Raw genomic sequence first — 19,263 nt, forward strand, 5'->3', positions numbered from 1 at the left:
CCGCCCCTCCTCCCTGGCTGCCACCCCCCCCCCCCCCCCCCCCCCCCCCCCCCCCCCCCCCCCCCCCCCCGCTCCTCCCCCTCCCCCCCCCCCCACGACGGCACAGGTCGCCCTCGCGGGGCTCGCGGCCGACTTCCGCTTGGGGACGAGGAGTTCACCCCCGCCGACGAGCGCGGCGGCCTCGGCCACCGACGGGGTGCCGACGGCGGTGAGCGGCGCGTCGGACGGGTGCGGCACCTCGACCTCCGCCAGTTCCCCGGCGGAGTAGGTCACCAGGGGCACCCCGAGCCGCCGCGCGGCCTCCACCACGCCCGGCTCCTCCGCCTTGGCGTCGACGGTGGCGAGCTCGGCGACGGACGCCGCGGACAGCCCGGCCTCCCGCAGGGTGTCCTCGACCAGCCCGAGCACCTCCTCGGCGGAGACACCCCGCGACGCCCCGATCCCGACGCCGACCAGCCTGCCGCTCATGACGTCCGGCACCTCTGAACGAACCGGAGGGCGACACCGGGCTCGGACGCCCAGTGCGTGTGCAGATAACTCGCGTGCACACCGCGCCGTACGAACCCCTCGACCCGCCGCTCCGGAGTCCGGAACCCCCAGGCGGGGTCCGGCCCCGAGCCGGGCTCCACGGCGGTCCGGTGGAACTCGTGGCCCCGCATCCGGGTCCCCGCCGCCGCGAGCGCACTGTCGCCGAGCGCCACGGCGTCCCGGTACCCCAGGGTGAGCCGCCGCGTCATCCGCGCCCCGGCGTCCAGCACCCCGCACATCGGCTGCCCGTCCAGCTCCCGGCACAGATACAGCAGCCCCGCACACTCGGCGGCGACCGGGGCGCCGCTCTCGGCCAGCCCGGCGACGGCCTTGCGCAGGGGTTCGTTGGCCGACAGCTCGGAGACGTACATCTCCGGGAACCCGCCCCCGATCACCAACCCGCTCGTTCCCTCGGGCAGTTCCTCGTCCCGCAGCGGATCGAAGGGCACGACCTCGGCACCGGCGGCGGTGAGCAGCTCGGTGTGCTCGGCGTAGGAGAAGGTGAACGCCTCACCACCGGCCACGGCGACCCGTGGCCGGGGTGACTCGTGTGACCGCGCCGGCCGGTGGCCGGCCGAGGAGACCGCCTCGGCGGCGTCCCAGGCCGCGCAGGACAACGCGCCCGCGCCCCGGGCCAGCCGCGTCAACGCGTCCAGGTCGCACCCCTCGGAGACCTGCTGGGCCATGGCCGCGACCGCGTCGACCGCCTCCTCGCGCCGCTCGGCGACCGGCACCAGCCCCAGATGCCGCGACGGCGTGTCCACCTGCGGCGCCCGCCGCAGCACCCCGAGCACCGGCACCCCGACCTGCTCCATGGCCTCCCGCAGCAGCCACTCGTGCCGGTCCGTCGCGACCTTGTTCAGGATCACGCCCCCGACCCGCACCTCCGGATCCCAGGTAGTGAACCCGTGCACCAGCGCCGCCACCGACCGGGACTGCGACGACGCGTCGACGACCAGCACCACCGGCGCCCGCAGCAGCTTGGCGACATGAGCCGTGGACGCCAGCTCGCCCTCACCGGCCGCCCCGTCGAACAGCCCCATCACGCCCTCGACGACGGCGATGTCACACCCTCGGGCCCCGTGCAGGAACAGCGGCCCGACCTGCTCCGGTCCGCACAGATAGGCGTCGAGGTTCCGTCCCACGCGCCCGCTCGCGAGCGCGTGATACCCGGGGTCGATGTAGTCCGGCCCGACCTTGTGCGGGGACACGGCGAGTCCCCGCGCGGCGAACGCGGCCATCAGCCCCGTGGCAACGGTGGTCTTGCCGCTGCCGGAAGCAGGCGCGGCGACGACCAGCCGTGGGACGGACGAGGACATCACCACTCGATGCCCCTCTGCCCCTTCTGCCCGGCGTCCATGGGGTGCTTCACCTTGGACATGTCGGTCACGAGGTCAGCGAAGTCGACGAGCTTCTCGGGCGCGTTCCGCCCGGTGATCACGACATGCTGGGTCCCGGGCCGGTTCCGCAGCACCTCCACGACCTCGTCGGTGTCGATCCAGCCCCAGTGCAGCGGGTAGGCGAACTCGTCCAGCACATACAGCTTGTACGTCTCGGCCGCCAGGTCCCGCTTGACCTGTTCCCAGCCCTCCCGGGCCTTCTCCTCGTTGTCCATCTGCCCGTCGCGCTGCACCCAGGACCAGCCCTCGCCCATCTTGTGCCAGTCGACGGACCCGCCCTCACCGGACGCCCCGAGCACCCGCAGCGCGTTCTCCTCGCCGACCTTCCACTTCGCCGACTTGACGAACTGGAACACCCCGATCGGCCACCCCTGGTTCCAGGCCCGCAGCGCGAGCCCGAAGGCGGCGGTGGACTTGCCCTTGCCGATGCCCGTGTGCACGAAGACGAGCGGCCGGTTCCGGCGCTGTCGGGTCGTCAGTCCGTCGTCCGGAACGACACTCGGCTGTCCCTGCGGCATTACGCGGCCCTCCTCGAAGTACCCTGCACGTCCTTGACCAGCCCGGCGATGGAGTCGGCCCGCAGTTCGTCCAGCGTCACGGCGGTGCCGCCCAGTTCACCGGCGAGCTGTCCGGCGAGCCCCAGCCGTACCGGCCCCGACTCGCAGTCCACGACGACGGACGCGACGCCGTCGGCCGCGAACAGCCGCGCCGCACGCCCGGCCAGGGCGACCGGCTCCGGGCCGCCGGTGGCCCGCCCGTCCGTCACCACCACGACCAGCGGCCGCCGCGCGGGATCGCGCAGCCGCTCCACCCGCAGTACGTCGTGCGCGCGCAGCAGCCCGGCGGACAGCGGCGTACGGCCGCCGGTCGGCAGCGACTCCAGCCGGGCCGCCGCCGCGTCCACGGACGAGGTCGGCGGCAGCGCGACGTCCGCGCCCGCCCCCCGGAAGGTCACCAGACCCACCTTGTCCCGCCGCTGGTAGGCGTCCAGCAGCAGCGACAGCACGGCCCCCTTCACGGCGCTCATCCGCTGCCGTGCCGCCATCGACCCGGAGGCGTCCACGACGAACAGCACGAGGTTGCCCTCGCGGCCCTCGCGGGTGGCCTGCCGCAGGTCGTCGCGGCGCACCACGAGTCCCGGCCCGGACCGCCCGCGCGCCCGCTGGTGGGGGGCCGCGGCCTGCACGGTCGCCGCCAGGTGCAGCTTGGTGAGGGAGCCCTTCGGCCGCCGGGCGCCCGTGGTCCGGCCGTGTTCGGTCCGGGCCCGCGAACGCCGTCCGGCGGCACCCTCGCCGAGTCCGGGCACGCTCAGCACCTTGGTCCGGAAGGGTTCGGAAGCGCGTGCGGCCGACTGCTCGCCGGCTCCCGACGGCTGCGGCTGCCCGTTCTGCTCGCCCTCCGGCCGGGGCTCCTGCTCCCCGCCCTGAGGTCCGTCGTCGGGGGCCGGCTGTCCACCGCCCCCGCCGGGCCCGTCCGGCCCCGAGTCCGGGTCCGGGTCGAGATCCGGGTCCGGGTCCGGGTCGTCGTCCCCGGAGAACTCCTCCAGGGTCTCGTCCAGCTTGTCCTCGTCCAGACCCGGCGCGTCGAAGGGGTTGCGGCGCCGGCGGTGCGGCAGCGCGAGCAGCGCGGCCTGCCGTACGTCCTCGGCGAGCACGTCCGTACGCCCGGCCCAGGCCGCCAGCGCGGTGGCCGTCCGGGCCATCACGATGTCGGCGCGCATGCCGTCCACCTCGAAGGCCGCGCAGGTCGCCGCGATCTGCCGCAGCGCGTCGTCGCCCAGCCGCACCGACGGCAGCAGCTTCTTCGCGGCCACGATCCGGGCCCGTACGTCGGCCTCCTCCTCGGCCCAGCGGGCGGCGAAGCCGGCCGGGTCGTCGTCGTACGCCAGCCGCCGGCGTACGACCTCGACCCGCTGCTCGGGCTCCCGCGAGGCCGCGACCTCGACGGTCAGCCCGAACCGGTCCAGCAACTGCGGCCGCAGCTCGCCCTCTTCGGGGTTCATGGTGCCGACCAGCAGGAAGCGGGCGGCGTGCCGCACGGAGACGCCCTCACGTTCCACGTACGAGGCGCCCATCGCGGCCGCGTCCAGCAGCAGGTCGACCAGGTGGTCGTGGAGGAGGTTGACCTCGTCGACGTAGAGGATGCCGCGGTGCGCGTCGGCGAGCAGACCGGGCTCGAAGGCCTTCACGCCCTCGGACAGTGCCCGTTCGATGTCCAGCGCGCCCACCAGCCGGTCCTCGGAGGCGCCGACGGGCAGCTCGACCATGCGGGCCGGCCGGGAGGCGAAGCCCCCGGGCTCGTGCGGCCCGTCCGGGCAGCCGGGGTCGGGCGAGCCGGGGTCGCAGGAGAAGCGGCACTCGGAGACGACGTCCACCTCCGGCATGAGCGCCGAGAGCGCCCGCACGGCCGTCGACTTGGCCGTGCCCTTCTCGCCGCGCACCAGCACACCGCCGACCGCCGGTGACACGGCGTTCAGCAGCAGCGCGAGCCGCAGATCGTCCTGGCCGACCACGGCCGTGAACGGAAAGGGGGTGGTCACTTTTCGTCGTCCTCCAAGTCGCCTTCGAGTTGCGGGTGGATGCCGGGTCGCGGATGGACCGGGCAGCCGGTCCAGCGTCTCAGGTGGCCCGCGGTCGCGGTGCCGGCGGTCCACATCACCGCCACGGCCCTCATACGGGCGCTCCCGGCGGGACGAACGGCAGCCCCGGCGGCGCGCCGGACTCGATGAGCCGCCACAGCGCGTCCGTGTCCGCGTGCTGTTCGATCAGGTCGCCGAGCCGGTCGAGCTGCTCCTCGCGCAGCGCTGCGAACGAGGTGTCCGGCGCCGGTACGAAGCGGCGGCCGGCCGCGGCCGCCACCTCGCGCAGGAAGGCACGCCGGAAGCCGTCCGACTCCAGCGAGCCGTGCCAGTGCGTGCCCCAGGTCTGGCCGACCCGGCAGCCGTCCAAGAAGGGGGTACCGCCGGTGACGTCGGCGACCCCGTGGTGGATCTCGTAGCCCTCGACGTGTTCCCCGAGGGCCTCGCCCGCCGGCCGGGTGAGGGTCTTCTCGCGGGCGAACCGCACCCGCACGGGCAGGATCCCGAGCCCGTCGACCTCGCCCCTGCGGCTCTCGACGTCGTCCTCGATGTGCTCGCCGAGGATCTGGAAGCCGCCGCAGATGCCGAGCACGGGACGCTGCTCGGCGGCCCTGCGCACCAGCGCGTCGGCCAGCCCGCGCTCCCTGAGCCACTCCAGGGCACGGACGGTCCCCCGGGTCCCCGGCACGATGACGAGGTCGGCGTCGGCCAGCTCCTCGGGCCGGTCCACGAACCGCACGACCACACCGGGTTCGGCGGCCAGCGCGTCGACATCCGTGAAGTTGGACATGAGCGGGACCGCGCAGACGGCGACACGCAGCACGTCCTCGCCGACCGGCGGGGCGACGACGGACTCCCGGACCGTCCCCCGCAGGGACACGCGCAGCCCGTCCTCCTCGTCGATCCCGAGCCCGTGCCGGAAGGGCAGAACGCCGTACGTGTGCCGCCCGGTGAGGCCCTGGAGCATGTCGAGCCCCGGCTCCAGCAGGGAGACGTCCCCGCGGAACTTGTTCACGAGGAACCCGGCGACACAGTCCTGGTCCTCACGGGACAGCAGGGCGACGGTCCCGAAGAACGAGGCGAAGACCCCGCCCCGGTCGATGTCGCCGACGACGAGCACGGGGAGTCCGGCGCCCCGGGCGATCCCCATGTTGACGATGTCCGTCCGCCGCAGATTGATCTCGGCCGGCGAACCGGCCCCCTCACAGATCACCGCGTCATACGTGCCCCGCAGCTGCTCCAGACAGTCGAGCACCGTCCCGAGCAGCCGCTGCTGCCGCCCACCGTGATACCCGCGCGCACTCATCTCGCCGACCGGCTTGCCCAGCAGCACGACCTGACTGCTCTGCTCGCCACCGGGCTTGAGCAGCACGGGATTCATCAGCGCGGTCGGCTCCACACGGCACGCCTGTGCCTGCATGGCCTGGGCCCGCCCGATCTCGGCGCCCTCCCGCGTCACGAACGAGTTCAGCGACATGTTCTGCGCCTTGAACGGCGCGACCTTGACGCCCTGCCGCACCAGCCACCGGCAGATCCCGGCGGTCACGACGCTCTTGCCGGCGTCGGAGGTGGTACCGGCGACGAGAAGCCCCCCGCCCGTCATGACGTACGCCCCTTCACGATGTGGCGCGCGGCGACACAGACGCCGAGCGCGAGCCAGCCGACACGCCTGGACAGCCGTACGGCCCGTTCGATGTCCCCGGTGCCGACGCCGCGCCCCGCGCCGTTGAGGACGGGCCGGTGCTCGACACGTCCGCCGTAGGACAGGGTTCCGCCGAGCCGCACCCCGAGCGCCCCCGCGAACGAGGCCTCCACGGGCCCGGCGTTGGGACTCGGATGCTTGGCGGCGTCGGAACGCCAGGCCGCCACGGCTCCCCGGGGGTCGCCCCCGGCCGCGGCCGCGAGTACGGCGGTCAGACGGGCTCCTGGCCAGCCCACGACATCGTCCAGTCGCGCGGAGGCCCACCCATAGCGCCGGTACCGGGCCGACTTGTGCCCGACCATGGCGTCGAGGGTGTTGACGGCCCGGAACCCGACAAGCCCCGGCACCCCGCCGACGGCCCCCCACACGAGCGCTCCCACGACGGCGTCGGAGGTGTTCTCCGCGACGGACTCGACGACGGCCCGGGCGATCCCGTCGGCGTCGAGTGCCTGTGGATCCCGTCCGCACAGATGCGGCAGCCGCTCCCGGGCCGCTTCGACGTCCCCGGCCTCCAGGGCGCGCCCGATGGCCTGTGCCTCCCGGGCGAGCGAAGTCCCCCCGACGACGGCCCAGGTGGCGACCCCGGTGAGCCCGACCGACGCGACGGTGGACGTACGCACGGCTCGTGCGGCGACGGCCCCGAGCGCGACGGCTCCGCCCGCACACACCACGGTGTGCAGCGCGCCCCACCCCCGGTGGTCCCGCCACAACACCCGTTCCACGGCACCCGCGGCCCGCCCGAACGCGGCGACCGGATGCCCCCGGCGAGGATCGCCGAGCAGCAGATCACCGATCAGACCGACGGCGGCACCGTACGCGTGGACGCGACCGGCACCCATGGGCTCAGCCGGCCACGGGGGCGGACGACGGTGGGGAACTGGCCCTCGATCGGCAGCCGAACATGGCGATATGTCCTCACTCAGGGTGTCCACGCCCTGGTTCGACGAGACCGGCGGTGAGAGTTCCTGGCTCCCGGTGAGTTGCTACCCCGGTGACAGTGGCGGGACCGCGCCGGAGTTCCACCGGCTTCCTCTCCTGCCGCCGCATTGGCCCCGGCAGTCCACCACGGCCGCGAACAGCCGTCAACTTGCCGTTGACCTGCGAGGGGAGAGTGTGGACAAGCCCACACCGCCTGCCTCGCAGAGGGTGCCAACTGCTGTCCCGCACACGGCAACCGGGCGGCCCGGGACCGAAGCCCCGTGCCGCCCGGCGACAGACGATCGTGCTGATCGTGGTCAGGCCACGATCAGATAGATCCCGTACCCCACAGCCGCCGCACATGCCGCGAAGCACGCGTACGCCCCCGTCACCGCGAGCCCCGCGGACCCGCCCGCCGCCACCGCCCGCTCACGGCGCGACAGGCCCGTGATGCCGAGGGTGAACAGGCCGACGAGGATCACGGTGGCCACGAGGCTGACGCCGAAGACGGAGCCGAGGGTCGCCCAGTCGATCTTCATCTCAGAGATTCTTCCTTGTCACCGGGTGGGCGGGATCAGACCGAGGTGGTCGTGGTGGAGGGCTTCCGGTCGGCCGGGGACTGGGCCTGGGCCGGGATGGTGGCGGCCAGTTCCTCGGACGGACCCGCCGGAGGCGGCGTCACCGCAGCGATCGCGGTGGTCACGACACCCGCCGGCTCCTCGTCGACCTCGTTGACGTTCGTGTGGTCGACGACCTCACGGCGCGACAGCTTCCAGATCACCGCGCTGGAGGCGACCAGGAAGACCGCCACGACCGCCGTGCCCCAGCCCCCGAAGCCGGTCACGTACTCGGCGAGCGCGCCCACCAGGGCCGCCGCCGGCAGCGTCAGACCCCAGGCGACGAACATCCGCGTCGCCGTCGACCAGCGGACCACGCCGCCCTTGCGGCCGAGCCCTGCGCCCATCACCGCGCCGGACACGGAGTGGGTGGTGGAGAGGGAGAAGCCGAGGTGCGAGGAGGCCAGGATGACCGTCGCCGCGCTGGTCTGGGCGGCGAAGCCCTGCTGCGGCTGGAGGTCGGTCAGGCCCTTGCCCATGGTGCGGATGATGCGCCAGCCGCCGAGGTAGGTGCCGAGCGCGATGGCGACACCCGCCGAGAGGATGACCCACATGGGCGGGTCGGAGTCGGGGGCGACGGCGCCGCCGGCGACCAGGGCGAGGGTGATGACACCCATCGTCTTCTGGGCGTCGTTGGTGCCGTGGGCCAGCGAGACCAGGCCCGCGGAGGCGATCTGGCCGGCCCGGTAGCCCTTCTTGGAGGCCTCGCCCTCGGCCTTCTTGCCGAGGGAGTACGTCAGCCGGGTGGCGAGCAGTGCGGCGATGCCCGCGACCAGCGGGGCGGCGATCGCCGGGATCAGCACCTTGGTGACCAGGACGTCACCGTGCACCGCGCCGACGCCCGCCGAGGCGATCGTGGCGCCGATCAGGCCGCCCATCAGGGCGTGCGACGAACTGGACGGCAGACCGACGAGCCAGGTCAGCAGGTTCCAGAGGATCGCGCCGACCAGGGCGGCGAAGATGACCTCGGGGCGGATGCCGGCCTCGTCGACGAGGCCTTTGGAGATCGTGTTCGCGACTTCGACGGACAGGAAGGCGCCGACCAGGTTGAGGACCGCGGACATGGCCACCGCGATCTTCGGTCTCATGGCGCCCGTGGAAATGGTCGTGGCCATCGCGTTCGCGGTGTCGTGGAAACCGTTCGTGAAATCGAACGCTAGTGCGGTTACCACCACAATCGCGAGGATCAGCGAGAAGCTTTCCATTTACCCAGGCAATCGTTCGGCGTCGTTGGCGGGACGAACGTAGGTAACCCGAGTGAACGGAAGATGAACTGGGAGGGGCGCAGGGGTGTCCGCAACAGAGGAGTGTCATTCCGCCTTGGTACAGCGGCCCTTGCGCCCCAACGATCACGTGCCCCGCGCGAACTGTTTCAGTCGATCGAGTGACCCGTCGAAGAGATTCTGATCACCCGGCAGGGTGCCGTCGCCGTTGTCGTACTGCCAGAAGGTCCAGGAGGACCAGCCGGCCGGCAGCGGTCCCGCGCTCGCCGCGTCGTAGCGGGCGACCCACAGGGGGTGGTTCGCGGCGAAGGCGCGGCTGTTGCCCGTGCACGTGTTCCACCAGTGGGTGGTCGTGTAGATCACCGGGCGGCGGCCGGTGAGCCGCTCGACCTCGCCGCTGAACGACTTGATCCAGCCGACCATCCCGGCCTTGCTCAGGCCGTAGCACTTGTGCTTCTTGTCGTACGGGTTGTACTCGATGTCGAGCGCGGGCGGCAGCGTCCAGCCGTCCGCGCTCCAGCTGCCGCCGTTGCGTACGAAGTGGGCCGCCTGCGCCCGGCCCGACGACCTGTTCGGCAGCGCGAAGTGGTAGGCGCCGCGGACGAGGCCGGCCGCGCGTGAGCCGTTGTACTGCCGGCTGAAGTAGGGGTTGCGGTAGGTGGTGGACTCGGTCGCCTTGACGTAGACGAATCTGGCGCCCTTCGCCTTCGCGCTGCGCCAGTCGACGTTCTTCTGGTGGGACGAGACGTCGTGCCCCTTCGGGCGGCTCGCCGCAGCGGCCGGAAACTCCGCGAGCGCGGTCCCTCCCAGGGCGAGTGCCGCAGCGGAGGCCGCCAGTAAGCGGCCGCGGCGGCGGGTCGATATGTGGTCACGGGCCATGCGATTCCCCCCGGAATGGCTACGTGCACGGCAAATCCCCCAGAGAGTACTGGAGGGCCGTCGAATGTCCGATGATCTCCGGCCAAGAGAGATCCATGACGCGTTTGTGCGGGTATGCGCCCTTACGCATGCTCGGTTTCCGGCCTAAAGTGCCCCCGCCCGGCGGCGCGTTGAGGGGCTGCCTGGCAGGATCGCCGCATGGCTGAGCAGCGAGGCGACGAGCGGGACGCGGGGGGCGTCCGGGGCGGCGGACAGGATGCGGGGGAGTCACGGCGGAGCGGTGTGCGCCCCGAGGAGGCGCGCGCCTGGGAGGACCTCGTCGCGACGGCCCGCCGGACGGTCGGCGACGGGCTCGTCGTGGGAACGTCCGGCAATGTCTCGGTGCGCGTCGGGGACACCGTGCTGGTCACGCCGTCGGGCGTGCCCTACGAGCGGCTGGCGCCGGACGACGTGACCGGGGTCGACCTCGACGGCCGGCAGGTCCTCGGCGCGCTCGTCCCGACCAGCGAGCTGCCCATGCACCTCGCCGTCTACCGCACGACCGGCGCCCGTGCCGTCGTCCACACCCACGCCGTGCACGCGACGGCCGTCTCGACGCTCGTCAGCGAGCTCCCGCTGATCCACTACATGGCCGCCGCGCTCGGCGGACCCGTCCGGGTTGCCCCGTATGCGACGTACGGCAGCGACGAGTTGGCCGAGAACATGCTCCGCGCCCTCGCCGACCGCTCCGGCTGCCTCCTCCGGAACCACGGCACGATCACCTACGGCGCGACACTGGACCAGGCCTACGACCGCACCGCCCAGCTGGAATGGATGTGCCGCCTGTGGCTGACCGCCACATCGGTGCCGGGCCTGTCCCCGAGCCTGCTGTCCACGGAACAACTGTCCGAGGTGCAGGACCGGCTACGGGGGTACGGCCAGCGCGGCTGACCCCCCTCCCGGACCTCACCTGTCCGGCAACCTCCTGCCCCCACCGCACGCGCCCGCCCCGCCGCCCGGCCGCCGACGTCCCGCCCTGCTCATGCGGCCACGGAGCCGCCGACCGCCGGCCTCCCGCAGCCACGCCTCCCCCGACGGGCCTGCCCGCCAGCACGGCTCGGCCGGCCACCGGCGTCTCGCCCTGCGGCTGCGAACACAACTCCGCTGAACCGCTTTCCCGCCGTGCTCGTGTGGTCACGGCTGCGAGGCCGTCGGCGCCTTGCCCTGCTCGCGCGAGCACGGCTCGGCCGGCTACCGGCACCTCGCCTTGCCCGCGCGGCCTCGGCTTCGCCGAAACGGTTTCTCGCCGCGCTTGAGCGGCCGCGGCTGCGCGGCCGCCGGCACCTCGCCCTGCTCGCGCGAGCTCCGCTCCGCCAGCTACCGGCACCTTGCCTGGCCCGCGCGGCCTCGGCTTCGCCGACACGGGTTCTCGCCGCGCTTGAGTGGCCGCGGCTGCGCGGTCGCCGGCACGTCGCCCTGCTCGCACGGCCTCCGCTCCGCTGAACCGTTTTCCGCCGTGCTCGTGTGGTCACGGCTGCGCGGCCGCCGGCGTCTCGCCCTGCTCGCGCGAGCACCGCTCCGCCAGCCACTGGTATCGCACCCCGCGGGGCGCGACCACCGCCTCGCCGGTCCGTGGCATCGCGCCCCGCGGAGCGCGGCCCCGCCCGGGCCCGGCCACCGCGTACGACCGCCCTGCCGATCACCCGCGCCCGTCACCCCGCCGCCCCCGCCCACTGGTCCCTCGCTCCGTCCGCCGGGACACTGGAGACGTGCGCACTGTCAAAGCGGCGGCTGCCGCCGCCACCGCCGTGATCGGAGCCGGCGCGGCCGTCGTGGCCGCCGGGCGGTTCGCCAGCGGTGTCGCGCTCAAGGCGCCTCCCGGCAGGCCGCTGCCCACCGAACCCCGGCTCACCGTGCACGGCACCGCCGCCGGGCAGATCATCCTCACCCGGGACCTGGCCGCCCTGCGGCCCGGCCGCTACGGCCTCTCCGGTGACGGCTCCCACGCGGTGGTCGGGCCCGTCCTGACCACCGCCCCACACACCGCCGACACCGTCGTACGCCGGCTGGAGAGCGTCACGCACGGCACCCTGAAGGCCGGCGACAAGGCCTGGCTCACCCCGAACGTCTACGTCGGCAACCCGAGCGCCGCCCTCGGCCTCGAACACGCCGACGTCGACATCCCCGGCGAACTCGGCGCCCTGCCCGCGTGGTTCGTGCCCGGCGCCCGGGACACCTGGGTGATCGCCGTGCACGGCCTGGGCACCACACGGGAACTGGCCATGAACGTCATGGAGTTCCTGCACCGCAACCGCTTCCCGGTGCTCGCCCTCGCCTACCGGGGCGACCTGGGCGCGCCCCGCCGGCCCGACGGTCTGAACCACCTCGGCGAGACCGAGTGGCGCGACCTCGACGCGGCGATCCGCTACGCCGTGCGCCACGGCGCCCGGGAGGTCGTCCTGCACGGCTGGTCCACCGGCGCCACCATGGCCCTGCGCGCCGCCGCGCACTCGGGACTGCGCGACCGCGTCTCGGGGCTCGTCCTGGACTCCCCGGTGCTCAGCTGGCAGACCACCCTGCGCGCCCTCGCCGCGGCCCGCCGCACCCCGGGCGCGCTGCTGCCCCTCGCGGTCCGCGCGGCCCAGGGCCGCACCGGCCTGTACGACGACGGCGTCGCGGGCCCGGCCCCGTTCGACGGGCTCCGCATCCCGGCGCTCGTCTTCCACGGACCTGACGACACGGTGGCTCCCTGGCGGTTCTCCCGTCACCTCGCCGACGCGCGCCCCGACATGGTCGCCCTGTACACCGTCGCCCACGCGCCCCACGGAGCGATGTGGAACGCCGACCCGCAGGCCTACGAGGAGGCACTGCGACGCTTCCTGACACCTCTGATGTGACTCCGGGCCCCGTCGCGACCCCCTTCCGCCCCGCCCCTACCGACCGGTCGTGATGATTCCGTTTAGCGTCGTACCACTGGCTTGTTCCCGGCCTTCGGCCGCTCCCGGGAACCCGTGCGTTGGCCTTCTCCGTCGCCCGCCGTGACATTCCGTTTGGGTTTTCGGACCGTCAACCGGAAGACTGCACCCGTGACGTCCCGTATCCCGCGCGACTCCAGGCTTCGACTCGTCCGCCCGCGACCCCTGGCCGCCGCCCCCAGAGCGATGAACCAGCGGCGCTCGCGCCGACCCGCACCGCGCCCCCCGGAGGGCACCCCGGCACCGGCGGAGCTGGCCAGAATGGCGCGCTCAGGTCTGGCCGCCGCGGCCCGCGTCGCCCGCTGGGCCGACGCCGCGCTCGGCCCCGGCGGGGACAGCGCCACCGCCGACGGCAAGGCCACCCTCTCCGACGCGACCGCCGAACGGGCCGCCCGCGACCTGGGTCTGACCTCGGCTCAGGTCAGAGGCGACTGGGACACCGCCCGCCTCGCCGGCCTCGTCGAGGTGCACGGCGACAGCGCCCGCCCCGGCTGGCGGCTGCGCGCCTGGGACCGTGACGACAGTGCCGTCCTGCGCGGCTGGGTCGCCCTCTTCGACGCCTGGTCGCTGGCCCATCCGGAGCCCGGGGACCGCGAGGCCGCCGCCGTCGCCGAGGTCGTCTCGGCCATGCCGCAGGCGCTCTCCTTCCTCCAGCTGTCCGCCGGCCCCGTCCCCGTGGAGCAGCTCCTCGACCTCCTGGAGCAGCGCGTCATCGAGCTGCGCACCGCACGCTGTGAGATCCCCTACGGCCCCCAGCCCGAGCCGGTGGCCGAGCCGGAGCCCACCGACGCCCCGCTCGCCCCCCTCCTCGACTGGGCCCTGCGCGCCCTCGCCTCCGTCGGCGCCCTCACCTACGGCGACGGCCAGGCCACCCTCACCCCGCTCGGCAGCTGGGCGGTCTGGGTCAAGCTGGAGCAGATCTGCGTCGCCGCGCAGAGCCCGGCCGGGAACATCGAGCAGGCGGCCGAGGACATGCTCCGCGGCTGTGCCCAGCTGCGTCCGAACGCGGCCCGCGCCGAGTACCGGGCCTGGCTCGCCGCCCGCCCCGTCGGCAGCGCCGTCACCGAACTCCTCGGCGCCGCCCGCGGCGAGGACGCCCTGCTGCGCGGCCTCGCCTTCGAGGCGCTGCGCGTCGTCGGCGCCCCCGCCGAGCCCGACGTCCGCGGCGTGGTCGCCGAGCCGACGCTCAGGCCGTACGCCCTGCTGTGGCTGGCGGAGCACGACGGGGCCGACCCGGAGGACGCCCACGAGGTCCTCACCCGTCAGGAGGCGACCTGGCTGTGGGTGGACACCGCGGCCGCCGTCGCCGACCACGGTGAGGCCCCGCTGCTCGTCCGCCATCTGGAGGCCGCGGTGCAGCCGACCATCCCGATGCTCCTCGACGAGGTACGTGCCGTGGGACACCCGCGCACCGTGCAGGTCCTGGTCGCCCTCGCCGCGGCACACCCCGACCCGGCCCTGGCCAAGGCCGTACGCCGGGCCGCGTTCCAGGTGCACACCGGCGGTAGCTAAAGGGTTATCTCGGGCGCGTACGTCCCGAAGCTCCACACATTGCCCTCGAGGTCCCGGGCCATGTAGTCCCGCGAGCCGTAGTCCTGATCCGTCGGGGGCATCAGGATCTCCACGCCGTGGTCCACGGCGCGGCGGTGGTGTGCGTCCACGTCGTCCACCACCACGTACACCCCCGTGGTGCCCGTGTCCTTCATGGCCGCGTCGAAGACGCCACCGCGGCCCTTGGTGCCGACCATGACCGCGCCGTTGCCCTGTGTCAGCTCGGCGTGCATCACCGAGCCGTCCTCACCCTCGTACACCGAGAGCTCCGTGAAGCCGAAGGCCTCCGTGAGCTGCCGGATCGCCGTCTTCGCGTCCGCGTAGAGCAGCGTCGGATAAATGCTCGGACGTCCGCCGGACGAGCCTGTCATGACGATCACTTCCTCGTTGTCCCGCTGCCTGACTCAGTCGAAAAGTGCTTGCACGTCCCCGTTAGACTGTCCCCTATGGCCATTCTCCTCGCGCATTAGACGGCGGGAACGTCCTCAGCCGCCCATCCCGCCCCCGTATCCGCCCTGGAGTCTGTCCGTGATCTCCGCCTCCGGTATCGAGCTGCGCGCCGGTGCCCGCGTCCTCATCGAAAACGCCACCTTCCGCGTCGCCAAGGGCGACCGCATCGGCCTCGTCGGCCGCAACGGCGCAGGGAAGACCACCCTCACCAAGTGTCTCGCCGGCGACGGCATCCCCGCCGGCGGCACCATCACCCGCTCCGGCGAGGTCGGCTACCTCCCGCAGGACCCCCGCACCGGCGACCTCGACGTCCTCGCCCGCGACCGCATCCTCTCCGCGCGCGGCCTGGACATACTGATCCGCAAGATGCGCGAGAACGAGCAGCGCATCGCCACCGGCACCGGCGGTACCCGCGACAAGGCGCTCAAGCAGTACGAGCGCCAGGAGACGGAGTTCCTCACCAAGGGCGGGTACGCCGCCGAGGCCGAGGCCGCCACCATCGCCGCCGCGCTCAACCTGCCCGACCGCGTGCTCGGCCAGCCCCTGCACACGCTCTCCGGAGGCCAGCGCCGCCGTATCGAGCTGGCCCGCATCCTGTTCTCCGACGCGGACACGCTGCTGCTCGACGAGCCCACCAACCACCTCGACGCCGACTCGATCATCTGGCTGCGGGACTACCTGAAGACCTACCGCGGCGGCTTCATCGTGATCTCCCACGACGTCGACCTGGTCGAGACGGTCGTCAACAAGGTGTTCTACCTGGACGCCAACCGCTCCCAGATCGATGTCTACAACATGGGCTGGAAGCTCTACCAGCAGCAGCGCGAGTCCGACGAGAAGCGCCGCAAGCGCGAGCGGCAGAACGCCGAGAAGAAGGCCTCCGCGCTCCATTCGCAGGCCGACAAGATGCGGGCCAAGGCCACCAAGACCGTCGCCGCCCAGAACATGGCCCGCCGGGCCGACAAGCTGCTGGCCGGCCTGGAGGCGCAGCGGAAGTCCGACAAGGTCGCCAAGCTGCGCTTCCCCGAGCCCTCCCCGTGCGGCAAGACCCCGCTCATGGCCGAGGGCCTGTCGAAGTCCTACGGATCGCTGGAGATCTTCACCGACGTCGACCTGGCCATCGACAAGGGCTCGCGCGTCGTCATCCTCGGCCTCAACGGCGCCGGCAAGACGACCCTGCTCCGGCTGCTCGGCGGGGCCGAGAAGCCCGATACCGGCGAGGTGATCGAGGGCCACGGCCTCAAGCTCGGCTACTACGCGCAGGAGCACGAGACCCTCGACCCGGAGCGCACGGTCCTGGAGAACATGCGCTCGGCCGCCCCCGACCTGGACCTGGTGGAGGTCCGCAAGACCCTCGGCTCGTTCCTGTTCTCCGGCGACGACGTCGACAAGCCGGCCGGGGTCCTCTCCGGCGGCGAGAAGACCCGTCTGGCGCTCGCCACCCTCGTGGTGTCCTCGGCGAACGTGCTGCTGCTCGACGAGCCCACCAACAACCTCGACCCGGCCAGCCGCGAGGAGATCCTCGGCGCGCTGCGCACGTACAAGGGCGCGGTGGTTCTCGTCACGCACGACGAGGGCGCGGTCGAGGCGCTCCAGCCGGAGCGGATCATCCTGCTGCCGGACGGCGTCGAGGACCTGTGGGGTGCCGACTACGCGGACCTCGTCGCCCTCGCTTGATCGAATACGTGATCAACGGCGTATGGATCATTCGGCCTAGCGGTGATCCATCATCTGTGTGAGATCTCCTCGTACCGAGGTGTGTCCTACATCGATTTCGCGGCCGAGCCCCCGATTCTTCCGGGCTCGGCCGCGACGCCTTTCTGACCTGGCATTTTCCGGGGCAATCCGTTCGGCCGTACGGACGCCACTCTTCGGAATTCCGCATTCCGGATGTGGGGATGTGCTCCTGTCGTCACAACCTTGTCTCACGGACCTTGCCGAATGGGTGGCCATCAAGGCCCGGAGGGGTGATCATGAGGAGACCAGAGCGCACTTCCCATGAGGAGGCACGGGTGGCCGAGACTCTGAAGAAGGGCAGCCGGGTGACCGGCGCCGCGCGCGACAAGCTCGCGGCAGACCTGAAGAAGAAGTACGACGCCGGTGCGAGCATCCGGGCGTTGGCCGAGGAGACCGGCCGCTCGTATGGCTTTGTGCACCGCATGCTCAGTGAGTCGGGCGTCACGCTGCGAGGGCGTGGCGGGGCGACCCGGGGCAAAAAGGCCACGGCCTGACCCCGGGTGGCCCCTCGGCTTCGATGGTGGCCACCCGGTCGGTCGTCTGATCGGCCGGGTGGTTACTGTGCAGTCACTTAGCTGACCGCACACATCGGAGGCGTCCATGGCTTCGCCCGACAAGGACCTCGTTCCCGTACTCGACAAGGACGGCGTACGGCTCACCGTCGACGACGCGGTCGCCACGGTGACGCTGACCAACCCCGCCAAGCGCAACGCGCAGAGCCCCGCTCTGTGGCGGGCGCTGACCGAGGCCGGTCGGCAGCTGCCGGGCTCCGTCCGTGTCGTGGTGCTGCGGGCCGAGGGCAAGTCCTTCTCGGCCGGTCTCGACCGGCAGGCGTTCACGCCCGAGGGCTTCGACGGGGAACCGTCGTTCATCGACCTCGCGCGTGGTGACGACGCCGAGCTGGACGCGACCATCGCCGAGTACCAGGAGGCGTTCGCCTGGTGGCGGCGCAGCGACATCGTCTCCGTCGCCGCCGTCCAGGGGCATGCCGTCGGGGCGGGCTTCCAGCTCGCCCTCGCCTGCGACCTGCGCGTCGTCGCCGACGACGTGCAGTTCGCAATGCGCGAGACCAGCCTCGGACTCGTGCCCGACCTGACGGGCACGCATCCGCTGGTGGGACTCGTCGGATACGCCCGTGCGCTGGAGATCTGCGTGACCGGGCGCTTCGTCACGGCCGAGGAGGCCGTGAACACCGGACTGGCCAACGTGGCCGTGCCCGCCGGCCAGCTCGACGACACGGTCCGCGACCTCGCCTCGGCCGTCCTCGCCGCGCCCCGCGACGCCGTCATCGAGACCAAGGCACTGCTGCGCGGCGCCCAGGACCGCACGTACGAGGCCCAGCGCGGCGCGGAACGCCAGGCCCAGGCCCGCCGGCTGCGGGACCTCGCGGGCATCGGGGACTGAGGCGGCACCTCAGCCGATACCGCTCACCACCACCGCCACCGTCGGGTGGTCCGGCAGCGTCCTGCGCACCGCTGTGCGGACCGCGCGGGCCACCTCACGGGCCTGGTGGTCCGCTCCCACCGCCAGTTCCAGCCGGACATGACGGTGCGGCAGCGCGGCCTCGCCCGGGAGTTCCTCGATGTGCACGGGGTGGCCCAGCGCCGTGGTGAGGTGGAGCACACCCGGGACTTCGAGGGCTGCCGTCGCGACGCGGGCCTCGTCGCCGTCCTCGGGCCGCGTGGCCCGGGGAGGTTCGGTCAGACGCGGGGCGGACGCCGGTTCCGGCTCCTCGTCCAGCAGTCCCGTCACCCGCAGGTCCACCTCCGACACCGTCAGCCCCAGTCCCTGCGTCGCCGCGCTCGCCAGTGCCGCCCGCAGCAGGGACGCCGTCGTCGGCAGCGGCTGCGAGGCCGTGGCCGCGAACTCCGCCGTCACCCGCAGCGGTCCGGGCGGCTGCGCACTCGGCGGGGCCGGTACGGCCGGCTCCCCGGTGTCCGCCGGGTCGGCGAGCGCGACACGGAGCGCGTCGACGCGTACGCCCGGCGCGTCCTGAGCCGCGCGCCGCAGCACGGCCTCGGCCGCCTGCTCGGTGATCCACGCGCCGTCCCGCGCATCACCCAGCGGCAGGAGCCTGCCGAAGCCCAGCTGGTGTCTCACTGCCTGCGTCCACCGGTCACCGGTCATTCCTCCAGCCTGCCGCATCAAAGGCGCGCAACCACGTAACCGTGCTTACGGTGGTCGAAGGACGACAACCGAAAAGGACGTACGCCGATGACTGACATGACCGAGAACCGGGGCGGGGAGAGCGAGACGCCGGCGGCACGCAGAAGTCCGTTGGCCAAGCGCAGTGGGGGAGACCCGGGCTCGCGCGGGCGGACGACCATCGCGGACGGCGTGGTGGAGAAGATCGCCGGGCTCGCCGCACGTGACGTGGACGGCGTGCACGCCATGGGCAGCGGAGTCGCCCGCACCTTCGGAGCCGTGCGTGACCGGGTGCCCGGCGGCGCGAAGTCGGTGACGCGCGGTGTGAAGGCCGAGGTCGGCGAGGTGCAGGCGGCCCTCGACCTGGAGATCGTCGTCGACTACGGCGTGTCGATCGCCGATGTGGCCCGGGACGTACGGGAGAACGTCATCGCCGCCGTCGAGCGGATGACCGGGCTCGAGGTCGTCGAGGTCAACATCGCGGTGAGCGACGTGAAGCTGCCGGACGAGGAGGAAGAGGAACCCGAGCGGCGGATTCAGTGAGGCACGGCCCGTCGGACAACACAGCGGCTGAGGAGCTG

At 72.9% G+C, this 19,263-nt stretch carries 18 protein-coding genes, 1 pseudogene and 1 riboswitch; of the genes and pseudogenes, 7 read left to right on the forward strand and 12 right to left on the reverse strand.

Annotated features, from left to right (window positions below; translation table 11 throughout):
- From ACZ6I3_RS04525 to ACZ6I3_RS04570, 10 genes and pseudogenes are all read right to left on the reverse strand, one after another.
- A pseudogene (locus tag ACZ6I3_RS04525) lies at positions 1-525 on the reverse strand (cobalamin biosynthesis protein); the annotation flags it as partial.
- Positions 465-1,847 carry a cobyrinate a,c-diamide synthase gene (locus tag ACZ6I3_RS04530; RefSeq protein WP_469411584.1) on the reverse strand — a complete coding sequence of 461 codons (1,383 nt, stop codon included), beginning with the start codon at positions 1,845-1,847 and terminating at the stop codon, positions 465-467. The pseudogene ACZ6I3_RS04525 and the gene ACZ6I3_RS04530, both read right to left, overlap by 61 nt.
- A complete protein-coding gene (gene cobO, locus ACZ6I3_RS04535; protein WP_059079414.1) occupies positions 1,847-2,446 on the reverse strand; it encodes a cob(I)yrinic acid a,c-diamide adenosyltransferase in 600 nt (199 codons plus the stop codon). Before cobO ends, ACZ6I3_RS04530 begins: the two co-directional genes overlap by 1 nt.
- Entirely contained in the window at positions 2,446-4,467 is a 2,022-nt protein-coding gene (locus tag ACZ6I3_RS04540) for a putative cobaltochelatase (protein ID WP_469411587.1), read from the reverse strand. The genes cobO and ACZ6I3_RS04540 overlap by 1 nt, the downstream gene beginning before the upstream one ends.
- Positions 4,464-4,601 (reverse strand): hypothetical protein, encoded by a 138-nt coding sequence (locus ACZ6I3_RS04545; protein WP_469411589.1) that lies wholly within the window; start codon positions 4,599-4,601, stop codon positions 4,464-4,466. The genes ACZ6I3_RS04540 and ACZ6I3_RS04545 overlap by 4 nt, the downstream gene beginning before the upstream one ends.
- Positions 4,598-6,109, reverse strand: coding sequence for a cobyric acid synthase (locus tag ACZ6I3_RS04550; RefSeq protein ID WP_469411591.1), 1,512 nt, complete (start codon positions 6,107-6,109; stop codon positions 4,598-4,600). The genes ACZ6I3_RS04545 and ACZ6I3_RS04550 overlap by 4 nt, the downstream gene beginning before the upstream one ends.
- The gene (locus tag ACZ6I3_RS04555; protein WP_469411593.1) at positions 6,106-7,047 is read right to left on the reverse strand and encodes a cobalamin biosynthesis protein; all 942 of its coding nucleotides are present in this window, start codon (positions 7,045-7,047) and stop codon (positions 6,106-6,108) included. The genes ACZ6I3_RS04550 and ACZ6I3_RS04555 overlap by 4 nt, the downstream gene beginning before the upstream one ends.
- Before the next feature lie 101 nt (positions 7,048-7,148).
- Positions 7,149-7,288: riboswitch (cobalamin riboswitch) on the reverse strand.
- A 155-nt stretch (positions 7,289-7,443) separates the two neighbouring features.
- Complete coding sequence (locus ACZ6I3_RS04560) at positions 7,444-7,665, reverse strand: hypothetical protein (protein ID WP_391108494.1); 222 nt, start codon at positions 7,663-7,665, stop codon at positions 7,444-7,446.
- 35 nt (positions 7,666-7,700) lie between these two features.
- Positions 7,701-8,948, reverse strand: a complete 1,248-nt coding sequence (locus ACZ6I3_RS04565) for an inorganic phosphate transporter (RefSeq protein WP_469411595.1) — start codon at positions 8,946-8,948, stop codon at positions 7,701-7,703.
- A 144-nt stretch (positions 8,949-9,092) separates the two neighbouring features.
- The gene (locus ACZ6I3_RS04570) at positions 9,093-9,845 is read right to left on the reverse strand and encodes a lysozyme (RefSeq protein ID WP_469411597.1); all 753 of its coding nucleotides are present in this window, start codon (positions 9,843-9,845) and stop codon (positions 9,093-9,095) included.
- 198 nt (positions 9,846-10,043) lie between these two features.
- On the opposite strand from ACZ6I3_RS04570, the gene ACZ6I3_RS04575 reads away from it, so the two are divergent.
- The 3 genes from ACZ6I3_RS04575 to ACZ6I3_RS04585 all read left to right on the forward strand — a co-directional run bounded on the left by ACZ6I3_RS04575 (position 10,044) and on the right by ACZ6I3_RS04585 (position 14,311).
- Complete coding sequence (locus ACZ6I3_RS04575; RefSeq protein ID WP_469411599.1) at positions 10,044-10,775, forward strand: class II aldolase/adducin family protein; 732 nt, start codon at positions 10,044-10,046, stop codon at positions 10,773-10,775.
- Positions 10,776-11,593: 818 nt separating this feature from the next.
- Positions 11,594-12,721 (forward strand): alpha/beta hydrolase family protein, encoded by a 1,128-nt coding sequence (locus ACZ6I3_RS04580; protein WP_469411600.1) that lies wholly within the window; start codon positions 11,594-11,596, stop codon positions 12,719-12,721.
- A gap of 339 nt (positions 12,722-13,060) precedes the next feature.
- Positions 13,061-14,311: a hypothetical protein gene (locus tag ACZ6I3_RS04585; RefSeq protein ID WP_469411602.1), complete on the forward strand. Its 1,251-nt coding sequence runs from the start codon at positions 13,061-13,063 to the stop codon at positions 14,309-14,311.
- Here ACZ6I3_RS04585 and ACZ6I3_RS04590 read toward each other — a convergent pair.
- Positions 14,308-14,721 carry a VOC family protein gene (locus tag ACZ6I3_RS04590; RefSeq protein ID WP_469411604.1) on the reverse strand — a complete coding sequence of 138 codons (414 nt, stop codon included), beginning with the start codon at positions 14,719-14,721 and terminating at the stop codon, positions 14,308-14,310. The two genes, ACZ6I3_RS04585 and ACZ6I3_RS04590, sit on opposite strands and share 4 nt — an antisense overlap.
- 157 nt (positions 14,722-14,878) lie before the next feature.
- On the opposite strand from ACZ6I3_RS04590, the gene ACZ6I3_RS04595 reads away from it, so the two are divergent.
- The 3 genes from ACZ6I3_RS04595 to ACZ6I3_RS04605 all read left to right on the forward strand — a co-directional run bounded on the left by ACZ6I3_RS04595 (position 14,879) and on the right by ACZ6I3_RS04605 (position 17,941).
- On the forward strand, positions 14,879-16,477 hold the full coding sequence (locus tag ACZ6I3_RS04595) for an ABC-F family ATP-binding cassette domain-containing protein (RefSeq protein WP_469411606.1): 1,599 nt from the start codon (positions 14,879-14,881) through the stop codon (positions 16,475-16,477).
- A gap of 335 nt (positions 16,478-16,812) precedes the next feature.
- On the forward strand, positions 16,813-17,031 hold the full coding sequence (locus ACZ6I3_RS04600; RefSeq protein ID WP_010037790.1) for a helix-turn-helix domain-containing protein: 219 nt from the start codon (positions 16,813-16,815) through the stop codon (positions 17,029-17,031).
- A gap of 106 nt (positions 17,032-17,137) precedes the next feature.
- A complete protein-coding gene (locus tag ACZ6I3_RS04605; protein WP_469411609.1) occupies positions 17,138-17,941 on the forward strand; it encodes an enoyl-CoA hydratase/isomerase family protein in 804 nt (267 codons plus the stop codon).
- A 9-nt stretch (positions 17,942-17,950) separates the two neighbouring features.
- Here ACZ6I3_RS04605 and ACZ6I3_RS04610 read toward each other — a convergent pair whose 3' ends face one another.
- The gene (locus ACZ6I3_RS04610) at positions 17,951-18,664 is read right to left on the reverse strand and encodes a nucleopolyhedrovirus P10 family protein (RefSeq protein ID WP_469411611.1); all 714 of its coding nucleotides are present in this window, start codon (positions 18,662-18,664) and stop codon (positions 17,951-17,953) included.
- 87 nt (positions 18,665-18,751) lie between these two features.
- On the opposite strand from ACZ6I3_RS04610, the gene ACZ6I3_RS04615 reads away from it, so the two are divergent.
- Complete coding sequence (locus ACZ6I3_RS04615; RefSeq protein ID WP_469411613.1) at positions 18,752-19,225, forward strand: Asp23/Gls24 family envelope stress response protein; 474 nt, start codon at positions 18,752-18,754, stop codon at positions 19,223-19,225.
- Positions 19,226-19,263: the final 38 nt, after the last annotated feature.

This window comes from Streptomyces sp. NPDC041940 (assembly GCF_055589465.1).

Coding starts and splice junctions, on each gene's coding strand:
- cobO (WP_059079414.1), bottom strand. CDS start 2,446: ATGCCGCAGGGACAGCCGAGTGTCGTTCCGGACGACGGACTGACGACC.
- ACZ6I3_RS04555 (WP_469411593.1), bottom strand. CDS start 7,047: ATGGGTGCCGGTCGCGTCCACGCGTACGGTGCCGCCGTCGGTCTGATC.
- ACZ6I3_RS04615 (WP_469411613.1), top strand. CDS start 18,752: ATGACTGACATGACCGAGAACCGGGGCGGGGAGAGCGAGACGCCGGCG.
- ACZ6I3_RS04565 (WP_469411595.1), bottom strand. CDS start 8,948: ATGGAAAGCTTCTCGCTGATCCTCGCGATTGTGGTGGTAACCGCACTA.
- ACZ6I3_RS04610 (WP_469411611.1), bottom strand. CDS start 18,664: ATGACCGGTGACCGGTGGACGCAGGCAGTGAGACACCAGCTGGGCTTC.
- ACZ6I3_RS04605 (WP_469411609.1), top strand. CDS start 17,138: ATGGCTTCGCCCGACAAGGACCTCGTTCCCGTACTCGACAAGGACGGC.
- ACZ6I3_RS04590 (WP_469411604.1), bottom strand. CDS start 14,721: ATGACAGGCTCGTCCGGCGGACGTCCGAGCATTTATCCGACGCTGCTC.
- ACZ6I3_RS04570 (WP_469411597.1), bottom strand. CDS start 9,845: ATGGCCCGTGACCACATATCGACCCGCCGCCGCGGCCGCTTACTGGCG.
- ACZ6I3_RS04530 (WP_469411584.1), bottom strand. CDS start 1,847: ATGTCCTCGTCCGTCCCACGGCTGGTCGTCGCCGCGCCTGCTTCCGGC.
- ACZ6I3_RS04550 (WP_469411591.1), bottom strand. CDS start 6,109: ATGACGGGCGGGGGGCTTCTCGTCGCCGGTACCACCTCCGACGCCGGC.
- ACZ6I3_RS04545 (WP_469411589.1), bottom strand. CDS start 4,601: ATGAGGGCCGTGGCGGTGATGTGGACCGCCGGCACCGCGACCGCGGGC.
- ACZ6I3_RS04585 (WP_469411602.1), top strand. CDS start 13,061: ATGGCGCGCTCAGGTCTGGCCGCCGCGGCCCGCGTCGCCCGCTGGGCC.
- ACZ6I3_RS04560 (WP_391108494.1), bottom strand. CDS start 7,665: ATGAAGATCGACTGGGCGACCCTCGGCTCCGTCTTCGGCGTCAGCCTC.
- ACZ6I3_RS04575 (WP_469411599.1), top strand. CDS start 10,044: ATGGCTGAGCAGCGAGGCGACGAGCGGGACGCGGGGGGCGTCCGGGGC.